The following is a 16,605-nucleotide window of genomic DNA, read 5'->3' as shown; positions in this document are numbered from 1 at the left end:
CCCAAGGGGGAACCCCGGTGGCAAGACACGATCGTGAGGATCCCCATTCCCTGGAAGAGCAGCTCGCCTGGCTCGACGCGATCAAGGAGAGCAGCGAGGAGCCCTCGGGCCCGCTGACGGGTGTCCCCGGCGAGAGCACCGCCGCCTCCCCGTACCCCAAGGACCCCTGGGGCATGGTGCCCGACGAGCAGCCCGCCCCGGGCACCCCGATGTTCCGCGCCGCGGGCGACCCGGCGAACGGCGGGCGCCCCGGCGACCCGGCCGGGGCAGAAGCGGCCACCGCCGCCGTCCCGCCGCACCCGCCCGCGCCGTCCCCGCCGTCCCCGCCGCCGGGCTCCGCGGTCACGGTGGAGGTCGATCCGGAGCTGGCCCGCCGATTGGAGAACTGGGCGAGGACCGCCGAGCGCGGGACGGAGGGCGGCGCGTTCTCGGCACCGTCCACCGCGCCGTCCAACGCGCCGGCCACTGCGCCGTCCGAGCCGCCGTCCCGCGCCACGCCGCCCGCCGGGCCGGCCGCGCCGGAACGTTCCGGGCCGGCCGGTGGCGCCTTCGGCGAGCGTCAGGGGCCGGCGGGGGACGCCTTCGGCGAGCGCCGGGGGTCCACCGGGAACGGCGCCTTCGGGCAGCCCGCCGCGGCCGCCGGCGGAGCCTTCGGCGCGCCGCCGCCCGCGCTGGACGAGTCGTCCCGGACCGCGGGTTCGGGCGCGTTCGGCGAGCGGCCGGGTTCGTTCGGCGACGGGACGGGCGCGTTCGGCGAACGGCCGGGCGGAGCCGGTGGCGCCCCGGGCGAGCGCCCGGCCGGGGCCTTCGGCGAGCAGGCGTCCCCGAGCGGTGAGGCGGTCACCGACCCCGGCCGGCGCGGGCCGGCCGGCACCGGCGCGCTCGGTGCGTTCGGCGGGGAGCGCATCCCCCCGTCCGGGACGGCCACCGGGCACGACGGCGCGGGCGCGACCGGCGGCGGTGCGTTCGGCGGTGAACGTGTTCCACCGGGCGGCGAGACGTCCACCGGGGCCGGCACCACCGGCTCGTCCGGCCCCTTCGGCGCGTCCGGTGCGTTCGGCGGCCCGCCGGACGCACCGCGTGCCTTCGGGGAGCGGCCCGGCACCGGGCTCGCCGCCCGCCCGCCGGCCGGCGGGGACGACCGGCGGGTGGGGGAGGACACCGACAGCTTCGACTTCAGCGCGCTGCGCGGCAAGGGCCGGTCCGCCGCGCCGCCCGGCCCCCCGTCTCACCCCTCCGCGCCGTCGATCCCGTCCGTGCCGTCCACCCCGTTCGGCGGGCGGCCGGAGTCCGACCCGGCCGCCGGCGGCGAGCGGCCCCGCTTCGACGCGTTCGGCTCCGGCCTGAACACCGATGACCTCGTCGTACCACGTGGCGAGCACGCGCCGCCCGAACCGCCCGCCGGGGAGGCGGCCAGGGAGGCCGCCTGGCCGGGCACCGGGACGGACGACCGGCCGGCCGCCGCCGGGCCTGCCACTGGGCCTCCCACCGGGCCGGTGACCCGTCCGGAGGCGCCCGCCGAGGCGGCCGGGCCGGCCGCCACCGAGCGCCCCCCATTCGTGCGCCCCTCCTTCGAGTGGCCCTCGACCGAGCGGCCTTCCGCTGAGCGGTCCGCCACCGAACGGCCTTCGGCCGAGCGGTCCTCGACCGACCGCCCGTCCACCGAGCGCCCGTCCACCGAGCAGCGGTCCTCCTTCGAGTGGCCCGCTCCCGGGCGGTCCACGGCCGAGCCTCCCGCCTTCGGCGCGCCCGCCGCCGGGTGGTCCGGCCAGTCCCCGCCCGAACACTCCGCGTCCGGCCAGTCCGCGTCCGGTCAGTCCGCGTCCGGTCAGTCCGCAGCCGGTCAGGCCACTCCTGGGCGGTCCGAGCCGGGCGAGTCCGAGTCCGGGCAGCCGGCGGCCGGGCGGTCCGAGCCGGCCGCGGACGTCTGGGCGACCCCGCCGCCGCCTGCCGAGCGGCGGCCCGCCGAGCATGCCGCCGATGGCGCCGCGCCCGCGGCCGAGCCGGGCGCCGAGGAGCGCGAGCCGTACCGCCCGCGCCGCCGCCAGCCGATGCGTCCGGAGCCGCCCTTCGGCGCGCCGTCCGGCGATCCGTCCCGACCGGCGGGCGCCAGGCCGGCCGGCGGGCCAGGGGTCGCGGTGCGGCCCACCGCCGACAGCCTGGACCCGGCCTTGCTGCTGCGCGGCCGGCGCGACACCTCGGCGACCGGCTGGCGCAAGCTCGTCTTCCGTGCCTCCGCCGGGCTGATCAAGCCTGGGGAGTCCCCCGAGGTGCGCCGCCGCCGCGAGCTGGTCACCCGGGCCCGCACGCCGGTCGCGACCGGCCATCACCGGGTCGCGGTGCTGAGCCTGAAGGGCGGGGTCGGCAAGACCACCACCACGGTGGGCCTGGGCTCCACGCTGGCGTCCATCCGGGGCGACCGGGTGATCGCGGTGGACGCCAACCCCGACCGGGGCACCCTGTCGGACAAGGTCGAGCTGGAGACCGCGGCGACGGTGCGCGACCTGCTGAACGAGCGGGCGCAGATCAAGCGGTACGTCGACATCCGGGCGTTCACCTCGCAGGCGCCGTCCCGGCTGGAGATCCTCGCCTCCGACCATGACCCGCTGGTGTCGGAGGCGTTCAGCGCCGCCGACTACCAGGCGGTGGCGCAGGCGCTGGAGAACTTCTACTCGATCGCCATCACCGACTGCGGCACCGGCCTGCTGCACTCGGCGATGTCCGGCGTTCTCGGGCTGGCCGACCAGCTGGTGCTGGTCAGCTCGCCGTCGATCGACGGCGCCCGGGCCGCCTCTGCGACGCTGGACTGGCTGGAGGCGCATCACTACGCCGACCTGGTGAAGGCCGCCACGGTGGTGCTGTGCAGCGTGCGCCCGCGGTCGAAGTCGAAGGTCGACCTGGACAAGCTGGAGGCGCACTTCGCGGCCCGCTGCCGGGCGGTGATCAGGGTGCCGTACGACCCGCACCTGGAGGAGGGCGCCGAGGTCGACCTGGACCGGCTGCAGCCGGCCACCCGGGAGGCCTACCTGCTGCTGGCCGCCTCGGTGGGCGACGGATTCGGCGGCGGCCCGGTCTGAGCGCGGGCCGCCGGCTGGGCGGAGGGTGTGGGATTCGAACCCACGAGGCCGTCGCCGACCTGGCCGCTTTCAAGGCGGCTGCACTCGTCCACTATGCGAACCCTCCCGTGCGACACCAACGATAGCGGGGGCCGGGAGGCGGCGCGCCCCGGTGACGATGATCAACCCGCCGGTCCGCGGGGCTCCGGTCCGGAGTGCGGCGGCCCGCGGCGCGACGCGGGGCGGGAGCGGCCGGTCGCCGGCGGGCGGGTCACTCGTACGGCTCGGCCGGCCGGGGGACCCGGGTGATCGCGGTGGCGGCCAGCTCGGGCGCCACGGTGCCCTTCGGCAGTTCCTCGTAGGGGGTGGCCACCCAGGTGCCGGTGACCCGCACCCAGGTGTCCTCGCGCGGCGCGGGCACGCCGCGCACGGCCACCTTCAGCGGGAACGCGTCGGCGGCGCAGCAGCGCAGCTGCATCCGGGTCAGATACCACCGGCCGCCGCGTCCGGCGGGCATGGCGAAGCCGGTGAGCACCACCCGCCGGCCGGCCAGCGAGCGGCCGCGGTCGGTCCAGGCCCGGCCGATGAACTCGCCGATCGCCATGGTGCTGTCCCGGCCGGCCGGCAGCGCGCGGTACGGTTCGGCCGCCGGCCGGGGCGGCGGCCCGGTCACCCGGCCGGCCGCGTACGACCCGAGCGGCGGCGGCGTGATGAGGAACACGGTCACCACCGGCAGGCACAGCAGCCACGCCACCGCGGGACCTCGGCCATGGCGGTGCCCGCCGGAGCCGTCGTGGTCCCCGGCGTCGTGGTCCCCGACGCCGGCGTCCCCGGCACCCTGGTCACCGTGACGGCGGTCCCGGTGGCCGCCCGGCCGTCCGGCGTCGCCGGCGTACGGGCGGCGCCACTCCTGGACCATGCCGAGCACGCCGAGCAGCAGGATCACCACGCCCGCCGCCACCAGCATCGGCCGGAAACCCGGCTTGACGTAGTTGAGGTAGGCGTCCGACAGCGCGGAGGTGTGCACCACCGCACCGCCGAGCAGCGTGAGCACCAGGTTCTGGGCCAGCCGGTTCACAGCATCACCGCTCCTACCGCGGCGCTGACTCCGACGGCCAGCGCGAACGTCAGCGGCACGAAGCGTACGGTGAACGCCCGGCCGAAGGTGCCCGCCTGCAGGGCGATCAGCTTCAGGTCCACCATCGGCCCGACGACCAGGAAGGCCAGCCGGGCGGTGGGCGAGAACGCCGTCAGCGAGGCGGCCACGAAGGCGTCCGCCTCGGAGCACAGGCACAGCAGGACGGCCAGCAGCGCCAGGACCAGCACCGAGACCCAGGGCACGCCGGCCGCGGCCGAGATCCAGGACCGGGGGACCACGACGTTGAGCGTGGCGGCGGCCATGGCGCCGACCACGAGGAAGCCGCCCGCGTGCAGCAGATCATGCCGCATGGCCGCCAGGAACACCGGCAGCCGCGGCCCCGCGGGCGGCGGCACCCGGGCCGGCGTCCGGGGCAGGCCGGGCCGGCCGAGCCGCTCCCAGATCCAGCAGGTCAGCACCGCGACGGCCAGCGAGGCGACCAGGCGGGCGACGACCATCATCGGCTGCCCGGGGAACGCCACGGCGGTGGAGACCAGGACGACGGGGTTGATCGCCGGGGAGGCCAGCAGGAAGGCGAGGGCGGCTGCCGGGGTGACCCCGCGCGCCATCAGCCCGGAGGCGACCGGGACCGACGCGCACTCGCAGCCCGGCAGCACCGCCCCGGCGGCGCCGGCGACCGGCACGGCGGCGTACGGCCGGCGCGGCAGCAACCGGTTCCACAGCGACGGCGGCACGAAGGTCGTGATCGCGGCGGACAGCGTCACGCCGAGGACGAGGAAGGGCAGGGCCTGCAGGCACACCGCGTCGAAGATGGTCGCCCAGGTGCGCAGCGCGGGCGCGGCGAGGCGCGGGGTGAGCAGCACCTTGCCCACCAGTAGGAATCCGACCAGGGCGACGAAGACCCAGGGCAGTACCTGGGCCTCCGGCGCTCGCCTGCCCCACGTCGGCGGGGGGACCGGATCGTCCGGTTCGAGAGCGGGGTATCGCGCTGTTCGGTCGTTCATCAAGGATTCTGGACGATCTCCGTATCGAGGGCGGGGCGGGCATCCGGGGAGCGGGCGATCGTTCGCCCGACGCTACCGGATTCGGCTACCGAAGCTTGGAGGTTCACTTCAGCCCGGAAAAGGTGTCAGATCGGCCGCAGCGCGCCGGTCGGCGGCCGCGGACCGGTCCGCCGGGCTCTGACGTCCACTCCCATCGGGACACGCTGGAGCCCCAGGCGGCCCGGTGGCCCCGGACCGGTCCGCCCGGCTCCGGCGTCCACTCCCGTCGGGACGCGCCGGAACGGGCGGCGCGGTGACCTCGGGCCCGTCCACGGGCGCGGCGGGCCACGACCACCGGCGTGGACGCGGGTCGGCCGGTCAGCGTCCCGGGCCGGGCGTCCGGGCCGGAAGCCGGCCGATCAGCCAGCCGGGGCCGATCACCTCCGCGCCCGCCTCGCCGACCCGGCGGCGCAGCTCGCGGTCGGCGGTTACGACCACCACCCGCTCGAAGGGGCGCAGCGCGCGGATCTCGCGCACGGCCGCGACGATCGCGTCGTCGCCGCTGCCCGGCGCGTCCACGACGGTCACCGGGCCGGCCACCGGGCCTGCGGCGCGGACGCCGCGCGCGGCGCCCTCGACGACCATCACGATCCGCGGGTGCCACCGGTCCGGCGCCGGCAGCCCGGTCGGCGGGCGCAGCCCGGCGGCGGCGAGCTCGGTCACGCCGGCGAGCAGCCGGGCCGCGGCGCCCGCCCGGTCGCGCCACCAGCCGTGCTCGGCCCGCGCGCCGACGATGTTGGCCGCGTCCAGCACCAGGGTGGCCGGCGGCAGGGCCGGCCGGATGCGCGGCCAGGACTCGGCGAAGCCGGGATGCAGGCCGCCGCCGATCTCGCCGCCGATCTCGTCGGCGGGCAGCCAGCGCAGCTCGATGCTCTCGGCGTTGGCCGGCACGGCCGGGAGCAGGGACGCCGCCTCGGCGATCACCGTCTGGAACGACCAGTCTCCGTGGTCGTCGGTGTGCACGCCGATCACCCGCAGCCCGTCCCCGCCGAGCGCGGCCTCCTCCCGCGCCTCGCGCAGCGCCCCGGTCACCGCGTCCTCGTGGCTGTCCAGCGCGCCGCCGGGCAGGCCCCAGGTGCCGCCGTGGTGGCTCCACTCGGCCCGCTTCTGCATCAGGACGTGCGCGACGCCGCCGGTGTCGTAGTGCACGGCGAGCAGCCCCGAGGCCCCGTGCCGGCCCCAGTGGCGGTGCCCGCGCCGGCAGATCGCCCAGCCGTCGCCGTCCCCCAGCGTCATGTCTCCATCCTGCCGTAAACGCCCCGGTGACCGGTTCGGTGTCGCTAGCATCGACGACCGATGGACGGTTCCCTCTCCCCGATCCGCCTGCCGTTCGACACCGTGCGGCTGGCCGGGCGCCTGTTCCTGCCGCTCGCCTTCTTCTACACGCTCGGCGCGGTCGCCCACCAGGGCGTCATGCTGGCCGCGGTCTTCCTGGCCCGCCCGGAGGGCTGGCACGCCTACCTGGGCTTCGGCGTGCTCAGCCTGGGCCTGCTGATCACCCTCGCCGCCTATATCGCGATGCTGAACACCGCGGGCCGCGCGCTCGGTGACCGCCGGGTGGAGGCCCGGTCGCCGGACGAGCGCGAGCGCGGGCTGCTCGACGCCGTCGCGCACACCCTGCTGCCGTTCCTGGTCTTCTACAGCGCGTGGAACCTGTTCCGGAAGGACCTGCAGGAGTTCCAGCTGCTGTCCAACGAGCTGCACCCGCAGATCAATCTGGAATCGATCGACGTGCTGCTCAACCTGTTCAACGTCAACGTGCTACTCGTGGTGATCACCTTCCTGATCTTCCTGGTCAAGGTGGCGTGCGAGCGGCTGTACGCGGCGACCGGCCGGCGGCCCTTCGGGGTGGCCAACAGCGCCTTCGAATGCATGTGGATGTTCTTCGGCATCATCTCGCTGGGCCAGTGGATCGGCGACGCCGTCGAGTGGTTGACCTCGCGGGTGGTCTGGGCGGACGCGATGGGGCTGGCCGACCGGCTGCCCCTGGTGCGCGAGGTGAAGCAGGGGCTGGAGGTGCTGTCCCCCTACTTCCCCGACATCAAGGACGGGCTGATCATGCCGCTGGTGTGGCTGGCGATGGCGGCCATCGTCTACACCTCCTTCGTCACCGACGAGGCGGCGCTGCTGCGGGGCACCCGGGCCGAGGCGCGGGTGTCGGGGCTGTGGCTCCGGCTGCCCGGGCCGGTGCGGACGGCGGCCGAGTTCTTCTCCCGGGGCTTCCGGGACAAGTACGTGCCGCTGGCGAACGGCCTCCGGCTCGTGCTGCGCGGCGGCGGGCTGTTCTACCTGACGTTCTGCCTGGTGTACGCGGCGCTGGAGGCGCTGGCGTCGGTGGCGTTCATCGGCCTGGCCCGGCTGGTCGGGCCGCACGAGATCCTGTGGTGGCAGATGTGGGAGGGCGCGGTCACCTTCCCGGTGGACCTGCTGCACGAGGTGCTGCGGGTCAGCCTGCTGGCGGTGGCGTTCGACCTCGCGCTGCGCCGGGGCGCCGGCCGCGCCGCCGCGCGCGGGCCGGCCCCGATCGCACCCGCCGCCGCGCCGTCCACCGCGACGCCCGCCGCGCCGCCGGCCCCGGCCGGCTGATCGGCCCGGCCGGTCCGGTCAGCGCAGCAGGCGGACGGTGCCGGGGTCCGGCCGGAGCCGCACCTCGACCCGCAGGGTGGGGAAGGCGTCGGCCGGCACCACGTAGGCGTTCTGGATGGTGAGCTTCTGGCCCACCGGCACCGGCTGGAGCTTGTACTCGGCGTCGAGCCGGAAGCAGGAGGCGGCATGGTCCGTCTTCGGGGCCAGGTCGCTGCGGAACGACGGCTCCCAGCGGCGGCCGGCCCGGTCCACCACGGCGAACTTGCACTGCGCGCCGCCGTCCTGGGCGAACCAGCGGCTCGCCGCGGCGGTCAGCGGGCGGACCGAGGTCACCACGACGGCGACCCGGGTGCGCGGCGGCAGCGGGCGGGCGAACTTCTCCTGCACCCGGCCCTCGGTGACGCCCTCCAGCCGCCATTCCAGGCCGTTCAGGGTGGCGGTGCGGCCCGGCGCGGCCACCGCCTCCCGCCCGCCCTTGCCGGTCAGGTTCTCGTACCTTTCCCGCCAGGGCAGCACCCGCGCGCCGATCGCGACCGGCAGCAGTATCAGCAGGGCCAGGCCGTACCACAGGTTCTTGCGCCAGGTCACAGCGTGCGCACCTCCCGGAGGGTCAGCGAGGGCGGGATCTCCCGGAGCAGCCGGGCGGCGTAGGCGTCCGACAGGCCGAGGTCGATGTCGGCCGCCGGGCCGAGCAGGTCGAGGCCGGCCACGCTGTGCGGGGTGACGGCCAGCCGGGCGCCGGCCAGCCGGTCGGCGGGGATCTCGAACAGCAGGGCGCCGTAGGCGGGGATGCCGGGCTGCAGGTCGGCCTTGTCCAGGGTGTCGCGCAGCGAGGCGGCCAGGTAGGCGGAGCCGTCCGCGGTGACCAGCCGGGCGCCCTGCAACTGCAGGGCCTCGGTGGTCGCGGCGGCGGTGGCCCACACCACCACCCAGACGCCGCGGGTCGTCCGGGCCGGGCCGGGCAGGTTCAGGTCGTCGGTGAACCGCACCGTCCGGGCGACCTGCATCCGGTCGACCCGCAGCCGGAAGGCGGTGGTGTCCACCTCGCGGCCGATCTCGCCGTCGGTGGCGATCGGCGCGTACCGCCGGGTGATGTCCGGCATGGCGCGGTGCACCCCGGCGATCGCGGCCAGCAGCAGCGCGCCGGTGAGGAGGCCGAGCAGCGCGCGCCTCACCGGCCCACCACCAGGTCGTAGACGGCCAGATTCTCGCCGGGCAGCCACTCGGGCAGGTCGGTCTGGAATCCGGCCTGGTAGACGTGGTCGCGGAAGGTCAGGGTCACGTTGGTCGGGTCGGGGAGGCCGGCGGGCACGGTGTAGACCATCATGACCCGTTCCGGCAGGCCGGGCTGGAGCTGGTCGCGGTCGGTGTGGGCGTCGCGCACCACGAAGCCGGCCGTCCGGTCCTTGAACCGGTCGAGCGCCCGGCCGCCGGGCGACAGGACCGGGGACAGGTCCTCGGCCAGGTGGGTGACCGAGGCGGTGTCGTGGCCGACGTTGCGCACGTCGAACTCAAGCACCAGGAAGCGGCCGGGTTTCGGGTCGCCGAGCGCCGGCCCGGGGTCCTTGGTGACGTACCGGGGTTTGTAGGGCTTTATGGCGAAACGGTGGCCGGTGGTGGTCTGGCCGGCCTTGCGGTGGGGGACCTCGTCCCGCTGCTCGCGCAGCCCGCCCGCCGGCCAGGCGAGCGCCAGCACGGTGCCCAGCGCGAACAGGACCGCGGTGACGATGATCCACGGCCGCAGCGGTCCCCGACGTGCCCCCGCGGGGGATGACTCCGGAGCGGTCACGGCCAGCGATCATATCGGGCATCAACCGCCAAGGCTGCCTTAATCTCCCTTTTTGGCGGGTCTGGTGCGGCCGGTCAGCGGATATCTGATCACGCAGCGTAAGACTCGCTACTGTGGGTAGTTGATCAATGATCAGATCGGCGGCCGCGCACCGGCCCCGGAACCAGTCCAGCGCGAGGGGACCGCGATGACCGCCCGCTCCGACCCGGCAGCCGCCCGCCGCCCGCGCGGCGGCCTCGTCCGTGGCACGGCCCGGACGTCGCGCGCGACCGGGCTCCTGGTGCTGCTCCTGGTGCTGCTCGCGGTGCCGCTCGCCCCGGGCGGCCTGGCGGCGGCGCTCCCACCGGTCCGGGCCGGTGGCTGGACTCCCGCCGACCCACCCCGGCCCAGCGTGAAGATCATTCCTGGCCAGTACATCGTCCGGCTCCGGCCCGACGTCCGGCCCGCCGAGGTACTGGGCATGGTCAAGGTGAAGCCGCTGTACGTGTACACCAAGGTCGTCAACGGCTTCGCCGCCCGGCTGACCACCGCGGAGGTCGTCACGGTGCTCCAGCACCCCGGCGTCGCGGTCGTGGAGCACGACGGCCTCTTCCAGGGATTCGGCCCGCTGCCCGCCGAGCCGCTCGGCCCCGCCCCGGTACGCTCCTGGGGGCTGGACCGGATCGACCAGCGTTACCTCCCTGTGGCGGGAGGCTTCGAGGCCCGGCACTCCGGTGTCGGCGTGACGGCCTACATCGTCGACAGCGGCATCGACCCGGCCGGCGCCGAGTACGCCAATCGGCTGGCCCCGGGGTACACCGTCGTCCAGGACGGCCACGGCACCGGCGACTGCCTGGGCCGCGGTACCGCCGCCGCGACCATTGTCGGTGGCCGCACTTGGGGAGTGGCACGGAAGGTCCGGTTGATACCGGTCCGCGTGGTGGCCTGCGACGGGACCGGCACCTTCTCCGGGAAGCTCGCCGGGCTCGACTGGATCGCCCGGGACAACTCTCACCCCTCCGTCGCGGTGATCGGAGGCTCCGGGGTCAACGCTCCGGCATTGGAGGCACCGGCGCTGGAGGCCGCGGCGCTGGAACTGGCCCGGCGCAACGTCTTCCTCACCCTGGCCGCCGGTGATGGCGCGGCGAGGAGGTGCGTGGCCTCACCCGCCCAGGTGCTCAGCACGCTGGTCGTCGCGGCGTCCACCGTCGCCGATCGTCCGGCGGGCTTCGGCACCACCGGGCCGTGCGTCGACCTGTTCGCCCCCGGTGCCGCCGTGGTGACCGCCCGGCCGGGCGGCGCCACCATCCGCACCAGCGGCACCCTGCTCGCCGCCTCCTACGCGGCCGGCGTCGCCGCGTTGTTCAAGGACGCTTACGGGGACGTGCGGTCGTACGTCCTGCTCGACAGGATCCGCGAAAACGCGACCGAGGGGGTGCTCACCGGCGTCCCGCCCGACACGCCGAACCGGCTGCTGTTCACCGGCGGGTTGTGACGCGCGGTGCCGATGGCCGGTGAGACGAGTGGCAGACGAGAGGAGAACACGATGGGGGTCCGCCTTACGACGAGGTTCCGGCGCGCCGCCGGCTGGACGGCGCTGGTGCTTCCGTGGGCGCTGCCGGCCGCCGTCGTGCCGCCCGCCGGCCACGCCGATCCGCCGGAGCGGTACCGGGTCACGGCGGCCCCGGCGCGGGCGGACCGGTACATCGTCCGGCTCACCGAAGACGCGCGGCCGGCGAGCGTGCTGTCCCGGCTCGGGCTACGGCCGGTCTACGTCTACACGAAGGTGATGAACGGGTTCGCCGTCCCGCTGACCGCCCAGCAGCTGACGGTCATGCTCAGGCAGCCCGAGGTCACCGCCATCGAGTCCGATGGCGTCGTCCGGGCGCCCGCCGCGCCGGGGCCGGCCGTCCGGCCGCCGGCGCCGGGCGCGGCCCGGACGGCGCCCACCACGTCCTGGGGCCTGGACCGGATCGACCAGCGGGCTCTGCCGCTCGACGGGTCGTTCCGGGCCGTGCACCGCGGCGCCGGGGTGACCGCGTACGTCGTCGGCACCGGCATCGACCCGCGCGGCGGCGACCTCGCCGGCCGGGTCGACCCCGGATACTCCGTGGTCGCCGACGGGCTCGGCAGCGGCGACTGCGGGGGCCAGGGCACCTTCGCGGCCGGCATCCTCGGCGGCACCCGCTCCGGGGTCGCACCGGCCGTCCGGCTGGTGCCGGTCCGGGTGCTGGGCTGCGGCGGCACGGGCACCTACTCGGCCGCCATCGCCGGCCTGGAATGGATCGCGGGGAACCTGCGGCGCCCGGCCGTCGCCGTCCTCACCTTCAGCGGCCCGGAGTCGCCGATGCTGAACGACGCCGCCAACGGGCTGACCTACCTGACCATCCTGCTCGCCGGAGGTGCGGGCGACGGGGGCGCCGACGCCTGCGACACCTCCCCGGGCTCGGCGGCCGGCCCGCTGACCATCGCGGCGTCCACCGAGACCGACCGCCCGGCCGCCTTCAGCGGCCGCGGTCCCTGCGTGGACGTGTACGCGCCCGGCGTGGACGTGGCGTCGGCCGGGCCCGGCGGCGCGGTCCGGCAGGGCAGCGGGACCGGCTACGCCGCCGCGTACGCGGCCGGCACGGCGGCGCTGTTCAAGGACCTGTACGGGGACGCCAGCTCGGTGACCGTCATCCGGTGGATCACGGGCAACGCCACCACCGGCGCGCTGCGCGACGTGCCGGCCGCCACGCCCAACCGCCTGCTCTTCACCGACGGCCTGTGAGGCCGGCCCTCAGCCGCCGCCCTTGCTGAAGTGCTGGTAGTCCTTGGCGCCGGCGAACAGGCCGCCCCACTCCCAGCCGTACTTCGCGAACAGCCGGACCACCCGGTCACCGGGGTTGATCACGCCGGGGGCCTGCAGCGGGCGCCGGGCGAACTTGCGGGCGTTGCCGTGCGCCACCGAGCCGTCCGGCTCGACCCACGGGTTCTCCCGCGGGTTGAGGTCGATGGCCCGGCCGTAGGAGTGCTTGGACCAGCCGGTGCCCCCGGTGACCGCGCGGCAGTTGAACGCCGAGGTGTTGGCCGCCTCGATCGAGTCGAAGTCGCTGCCCCGGTAGGCGTCCACCGGCCGCATCCGGGCGATCGGGTAGCGCCACTCGTACAGGCGCCGGAAGATGGCGGTCACGTCATCGGTGACCGCGCTGTTCACGATCAGCTCGCCGGTGTGCGCCTTCTTGTCGAACCCCCAGTAGGTCATGGTGACCTTCCGGAGCCGGGACGGCGGCACCGGGCAGCCGGGCCGCCAGGAGTGCGGCAGGTCCTTGGCGGTCACCGGCGAGACCTTGGCCGAGAAGTCCGGCGGCCCGGCAGGGGAGGGGGCCGGGCTCGGGGTCTCGCTCACCGCCGGCGGCGTCGTGGCCGGGCCGGGCGTCGCCGGGCCGGTCTCGGGCGCGGGCGTGGCGCCGGCCGGCCCGCCGCCGTCACCGCAGCCGGCCAGGGCTCCCGCGGCGGCCACCAGCGCGAGAAGGCCCAGGTGGAGCCGCTTTCGTGTCTCGGGCATACGCCAGGGTAAGGCCATCGGCGCCGCGCTCGTGACGCAATCGTGACGTGGCCCGGGGACGCCGGTGCCGCCGAGGTATGCGCGACACGCATGGCGGCTTTTCCGCGATAGACCTCGCGCACATGTTCGAGGGAGCGCTACAGTCATGGGCGTCGGATCGAACACCGGTTCGGTCCAACCCGGACGGCGAGGGTGAGGTGCGTGTCATGACGGCCGTCGCGGCGCCCCCGCAGGTCCGGCCCGGCGCCGTCCGGTGCCCGGCGACACGCGGTAGCCGTTTCTACGGAAATCTAGGACGGCCGCTAGATCCGGGCATAAAGTCCGAGAGCGTGGACCCCGTGCGGAATCCCTATGCCCCCGGCGCCGGGCAGCGCCCGCCGGAGCTGGCCGGCCGCGATCGTGAGCTGCGGCAGTTCGAGGTCGTGCTGGAGCGGGTGGCCCGCGGCCGCCCCGAGCGGAGCATGGTCCTCACCGGGCTGCGCGGCGTGGGCAAGACCGTGCTGCTCAACACCTTCAAGTCGATGGCCATGCAGCGGCTGTGGGGCACCGGCAAGATCGAGGCCCGGCCCGAGCAGTCGATCCGCCGGCCGGTCGCCGCCGCGCTGCACATGGCGGTCCGCGAGCTGGCCCCTCGCCACCGGGCGCCGGAGCGCATCGAGGAGTTCCTCGGCGTGCTCAAGGCGTTCGCCATGCGCGACCCGGCCGCGGCCAAGGGCACCTCCCACTGGTCCCCGGCGATCGATGTCCCGGCCGGCCGCGGGCGCGCCGACTCCGGCGACCTGGAGATCGACCTCACCGAGCTGTTCGTGGACGCCGCCTCGGTGGCCACCGACCTCGGCGTCGGCGTGGCGCTGTTCATCGACGAGATGCAGGACGTGCGGCCGGCCGACGTCTCGGCGCTGTGCGCGGCCTGCCACGAGCTGTCGCAGAGCGGCGGCCCGCTGATCGTGGTCGGCGCCGGCCTGCCGCACCTGCCGGGCGTGCTGAGCGCGGCCAAGAGCTACTCCGAGCGGCTGTTCCGCTACGCCCGCATCGACCGGCTGGACCGGGAGGCCGCCGACCTGGCGCTGATCGCCCCGGCCGAGCGCGAGCAGGTGGAGTTCACCCCGGAGGCGCTGGACGCCCTCTACCGGGCGGCCGACGGCTACCCCTACTTCGTGCAGGCGTACGGCAAGGTCGCCTGGGACCTGGCGCCGGACAGCCCCATCACCGCCGACGACATCCGGGTCGCCGCGCCCGAGGCGGAGGAGGAGCTCGCCGTCGGGTTCTTCGGCAGCCGGTACGAACGGGCCACCCCCGCCGAGCGCGACTACATGCGCGCGATGGCGTCGGCCGGCGAGGAGCCGGTGCTCACCTCCGACGTGGCCGAGCTGCTCGGCCGCAAGCCGTCCAGCCTCTCGCCCGCCCGCGACAGCCTGATCAAGAAGGGACTCATCTACAGCGCCGAGCGCGGGTTGATCGCCTTCACCGTGCCGCACTTCGGTAAGTTCCTCCGGGCCCAGCCGTTATAGCCGGCCCGGCGATCACCCCCGGCACGGCGCCGTCCGTGCCCCATTGACCTCTCTACGGCTTTCTAGAGGGGAAGCTAGAGAGCCGTAGAGAGCTGAATGCCGCTCGCCCGCGGCCGGGCCCGCGTCCGGTCCCCCTCGCACCGGTTCCCCGGTCGCGGGCGGCGGCATCCACCTTGGGCCGTCTAAGGGTTTCTAGTGTGCGGCCGATATTCCGCTAGATTCCGGCAGACTTCCCGGCGCGCCCGCCGCCGCCAGCACGGCCACCCGGACCGGCGGCCGCCGCCCCACCAGGTGCACCGCGAACACCACCTCGGCCGGCTCCCCGGACGCCGTCCGGCCTGGATAGAGATAGAACCGCCAGCACAGCTCCCGCCAGGAGTCCGCCGGCTCGGCGGAGGCCAGCAGGCCGGCGTGCGCCCGCCACTCGGCGCTCGCCCGCAGCCGCGCCAGTGCCCGGGCTGCGGGGATCGGCCGCTGCTCGCAGGGCACCCGGTACCGCACCCGGGCGATGCCCTCACCCATCTCCGGTGACAGCACCGCCAGCAGCGCCGTCCCGGCGCCCAGCGCCAGCGCCAGGTCGGCGGAGATCCCCGCGGCCAGGTCCACTCCGGACACCGGCACCAGCGTCACCAGTACCGCCATCGCGGCCAGCACCACCGCCCGGCCGATCGACCGCAGACCCACCGGCGCCGAACTCGCCTCGCCGAAGCAGCCGCATCCCGCGTCCGGCCGGCGGCGGCGCAGCTCGACCAGCACGTAGCTCGCCACCGAGAAGAACGCGATCGTCCCCCAGCGCGGCAGCGGGTGCCGGGTGAAGATCAGGCCGATCGCCAGCACGATCTCGCCGATCGAGCAGACGACCATCACCGGCCGCCGCCAGCGTTCCGGAACCAGCACCCCCGGTCCGAGCCGGACCAGCGCGCCCGGCTCGGCGTCGCCGCGCAGCGTCGCCGCCTTGGCCGCGCCGCCGAGCACCAGCAGCACCACGAGCAGCACCAGGGCGGCGGTGGCGATGGTCGTCGGCTGCGTCGGCGTCATGTCACCCAAGTCCGATGCGCGCGTTGAAACATCCGTTGGCCAGATCGCCGCCCAGCTCGACGAACGACGCCGGCGACAGCTCGACGACCCGCCCGCGCGGCGAGGTGCCGCACTCCACGCAGCGGTCGCAGTACCGGCCCGCCATGCAGCCGCAGGTGACGATCGGCACCGTGGCGGCCTGGCCGGCACAGGTGTTCTCCACGTGCAGCCGCGACCCCAGCGCCAGATACGGCAGGGCGGCGCAGGACACGCCCGCGTCGTCGCAGCCGGAGTCGGCCCGTTCCAGCATCGGGTACGCCGCGCCGGTCTCGCCCTCGTCGAAGGCGTCCGACCAGCCGGCCGTCCCGGAGATCCGGGATTGCACCCCGCCGTACCCGGGCGGCGGCGGGGGCACCGCGGTCGCCCGGTAGGGCGGCTGCGAGGTGGCCGGCAGCCGTGCGTAGGTCACCCCGTTCACCCGGGTGCCGATGGCGTCGAAGAGATAGCCGGGTTCGAGCTTCGGGAACCGTACCCGGATGCGCCCCGAGGCGCCGTAGGGGATCACCGCGACCCGCCGGCCCCGGTGCGGGCCGCAGTCCACCTCGATGGTGCGGTCCCGGCGCTCGCGGCCCAGCGCGAGGATGACCCCGGTCACCCGGGTGACGGCGGCCCAGACGCGGTCGACCACCCGTCCCGCCTGGGTGGCGCGGACGACCACCCGCGACCCGGCGGGGATCTCGGCGGGCGGGATCGCCGCGCCGTACCAGGCGGTCGCCCACGGCGCGATGACCAGCCGCTCCTCCACGCCGTCCGGGTTCTCCAGGATCAGCAGATGCGGGCTGATGTCGAGGACCTCACCGGTCACGACGCTCGTCGCGGATCGGGGAGCGGTGGCCGGCCGGGGCGCCGGCCCGCGGCCGAGGGCGGCCGACGCCAGCGCATGGCGACGCTCGACTCCCATCGCCCCTCCCCAGGTGC

The 16,605-nt window shown here is 75.5% G+C and carries 14 protein-coding genes and 1 tRNA gene; 5 read left to right on the top strand and 10 right to left on the bottom strand.

The features are described from left to right. Positions 1–17: 17 nt before the first annotated feature. Positions 18–3,077: a nucleotide-binding protein gene (locus tag Sru01_RS35560; protein ID WP_239137369.1), complete on the top strand. Its 3,060-nt coding sequence runs from the start codon at positions 18–20 to the stop codon at positions 3,075–3,077. Positions 3,078–3,096: 19 nt separating this feature from the next. Here the strand turns inward: Sru01_RS35560 and Sru01_RS13155 are convergent. From Sru01_RS13155 to Sru01_RS13140, 4 genes are all read right to left on the bottom strand, one after another. Continuing rightward, a tRNA-Ser gene (locus Sru01_RS13155) sits at positions 3,097–3,183 on the bottom strand. Positions 3,184–3,327: 144 nt separating this feature from the next. Then, positions 3,328–4,134, bottom strand: a complete 807-nt coding sequence (locus Sru01_RS13150; protein ID WP_203984589.1) for a TIGR03943 family putative permease subunit — start codon at positions 4,132–4,134, stop codon at positions 3,328–3,330. Further along, the gene (locus Sru01_RS13145) at positions 4,131–5,159 is read right to left on the bottom strand and encodes a permease (RefSeq protein WP_203984588.1); all 1,029 of its coding nucleotides are present in this window, start codon (positions 5,157–5,159) and stop codon (positions 4,131–4,133) included. Before Sru01_RS13145 ends, Sru01_RS13150 begins: the two co-directional genes overlap by 4 nt. A 357-nt stretch (positions 5,160–5,516) precedes the next feature. Further along, positions 5,517–6,434, bottom strand: coding sequence for an NUDIX hydrolase (locus Sru01_RS13140; RefSeq protein ID WP_203984587.1), 918 nt, complete (start codon positions 6,432–6,434; stop codon positions 5,517–5,519). A gap of 60 nt (positions 6,435–6,494) precedes the next feature. Here Sru01_RS13140 and Sru01_RS13135 point away from each other — a divergent pair, with 60 nt between their 5' ends. Beyond that, complete coding sequence (locus Sru01_RS13135) at positions 6,495–7,784, top strand: hypothetical protein (RefSeq protein ID WP_203984586.1); 1,290 nt, start codon at positions 6,495–6,497, stop codon at positions 7,782–7,784. 18 nt (positions 7,785–7,802) lie between these two features. On the opposite strand, the gene Sru01_RS13130 is transcribed toward Sru01_RS13135, so the two are convergent. Genes Sru01_RS13130 through Sru01_RS13120 form a run of 3 tightly spaced genes read right to left on the bottom strand, consistent with a single transcriptional unit; the run spans position 7,803 to position 9,573 of the window. Further along, a complete protein-coding gene (locus Sru01_RS13130; RefSeq protein ID WP_203984585.1) occupies positions 7,803–8,372 on the bottom strand; it encodes a hypothetical protein in 570 nt (189 codons plus the stop codon). Next, the gene (locus tag Sru01_RS13125; RefSeq protein ID WP_203984584.1) at positions 8,369–8,959 is read right to left on the bottom strand and encodes a hypothetical protein; all 591 of its coding nucleotides are present in this window, start codon (positions 8,957–8,959) and stop codon (positions 8,369–8,371) included. The genes Sru01_RS13130 and Sru01_RS13125 overlap by 4 nt, the downstream gene beginning before the upstream one ends. Beyond that, a complete protein-coding gene (locus Sru01_RS13120; RefSeq protein WP_203984583.1) occupies positions 8,956–9,573 on the bottom strand; it encodes a hypothetical protein in 618 nt (205 codons plus the stop codon). Before Sru01_RS13120 ends, Sru01_RS13125 begins: the two co-directional genes overlap by 4 nt. A gap of 187 nt (positions 9,574–9,760) precedes the next feature. Here Sru01_RS13120 and Sru01_RS13115 point away from each other — a divergent pair, with 187 nt between their 5' ends. Beyond that, positions 9,761–11,047, top strand: a complete 1,287-nt coding sequence (locus Sru01_RS13115) for a S8 family serine peptidase (RefSeq protein ID WP_203984581.1) — start codon at positions 9,761–9,763, stop codon at positions 11,045–11,047. A gap of 51 nt (positions 11,048–11,098) precedes the next feature. Beyond that, a complete protein-coding gene (locus Sru01_RS13110) occupies positions 11,099–12,322 on the top strand; it encodes a S8 family serine peptidase (protein WP_203984580.1) in 1,224 nt (407 codons plus the stop codon). A gap of 9 nt (positions 12,323–12,331) precedes the next feature. Here the strand turns inward: Sru01_RS13110 and Sru01_RS13105 are convergent, their stop codons facing one another. Beyond that, positions 12,332–13,099 carry a M15 family metallopeptidase gene (locus tag Sru01_RS13105; protein ID WP_203984579.1) on the bottom strand — a complete coding sequence of 256 codons (768 nt, stop codon included), beginning with the start codon at positions 13,097–13,099 and terminating at the stop codon, positions 12,332–12,334. A 329-nt stretch (positions 13,100–13,428) separates the two neighbouring features. Between Sru01_RS13105 and Sru01_RS13100 the strand changes: the two genes are divergently transcribed. Further along, positions 13,429–14,610, top strand: a complete 1,182-nt coding sequence (locus tag Sru01_RS13100) for a DUF8462 domain-containing protein (protein ID WP_203984578.1) — start codon at positions 13,429–13,431, stop codon at positions 14,608–14,610. A gap of 192 nt (positions 14,611–14,802) precedes the next feature. On the opposite strand, the gene Sru01_RS13095 is transcribed toward Sru01_RS13100, so the two are convergent. Together Sru01_RS13095 and Sru01_RS13090 are read right to left on the bottom strand one after the other, a co-directional pair. Further along, positions 14,803–15,648 (bottom strand): MauE/DoxX family redox-associated membrane protein, encoded by an 846-nt coding sequence (locus tag Sru01_RS13095; protein WP_203984577.1) that lies wholly within the window; start codon positions 15,646–15,648, stop codon positions 14,803–14,805. 1 nt (position 15,649) lies between these two features. Beyond that, positions 15,650–16,588, bottom strand: coding sequence for a hypothetical protein (locus Sru01_RS13090; RefSeq protein WP_203984576.1), 939 nt, complete (start codon positions 16,586–16,588; stop codon positions 15,650–15,652). Positions 16,589–16,605 lie beyond the last annotated feature (17 nt).

Source organism: Sphaerisporangium rufum (genome assembly GCF_016863395.1).
Classification (GTDB): domain Bacteria; phylum Actinomycetota; class Actinomycetes; order Streptosporangiales; family Streptosporangiaceae; genus Sphaerisporangium; species Sphaerisporangium rufum.
Note: the sequence above shows the minus strand (reverse complement) of the source record. Positions and strands in the feature narration are given on the sequence as shown.

Bases quoted from the DNA above. Each gene is read 5' to 3' on its own strand.
- Sru01_RS13145 (WP_203984588.1), bottom strand. From the start codon at position 5,159: ATGAACGACCGAACAGCGCGATACCCCGCTCTCGAACCGGACGATCCG.
- Sru01_RS13140 (WP_203984587.1), bottom strand. From the start codon at position 6,434: ATGACGCTGGGGGACGGCGACGGCTGGGCGATCTGCCGGCGCGGGCAC.
- Sru01_RS13135 (WP_203984586.1), top strand. From the start codon at position 6,495: ATGGACGGTTCCCTCTCCCCGATCCGCCTGCCGTTCGACACCGTGCGG.
- Sru01_RS13115 (WP_203984581.1), top strand. From the start codon at position 9,761: ATGACCGCCCGCTCCGACCCGGCAGCCGCCCGCCGCCCGCGCGGCGGC.
- Sru01_RS13110 (WP_203984580.1), top strand. From the start codon at position 11,099: ATGGGGGTCCGCCTTACGACGAGGTTCCGGCGCGCCGCCGGCTGGACG.
- Sru01_RS13105 (WP_203984579.1), bottom strand. From the start codon at position 13,099: ATGCCCGAGACACGAAAGCGGCTCCACCTGGGCCTTCTCGCGCTGGTG.
- Sru01_RS13095 (WP_203984577.1), bottom strand. From the start codon at position 15,648: ATGACGCCGACGCAGCCGACGACCATCGCCACCGCCGCCCTGGTGCTG.
- Sru01_RS13090 (WP_203984576.1), bottom strand. From the start codon at position 16,588: ATGGGAGTCGAGCGTCGCCATGCGCTGGCGTCGGCCGCCCTCGGCCGC.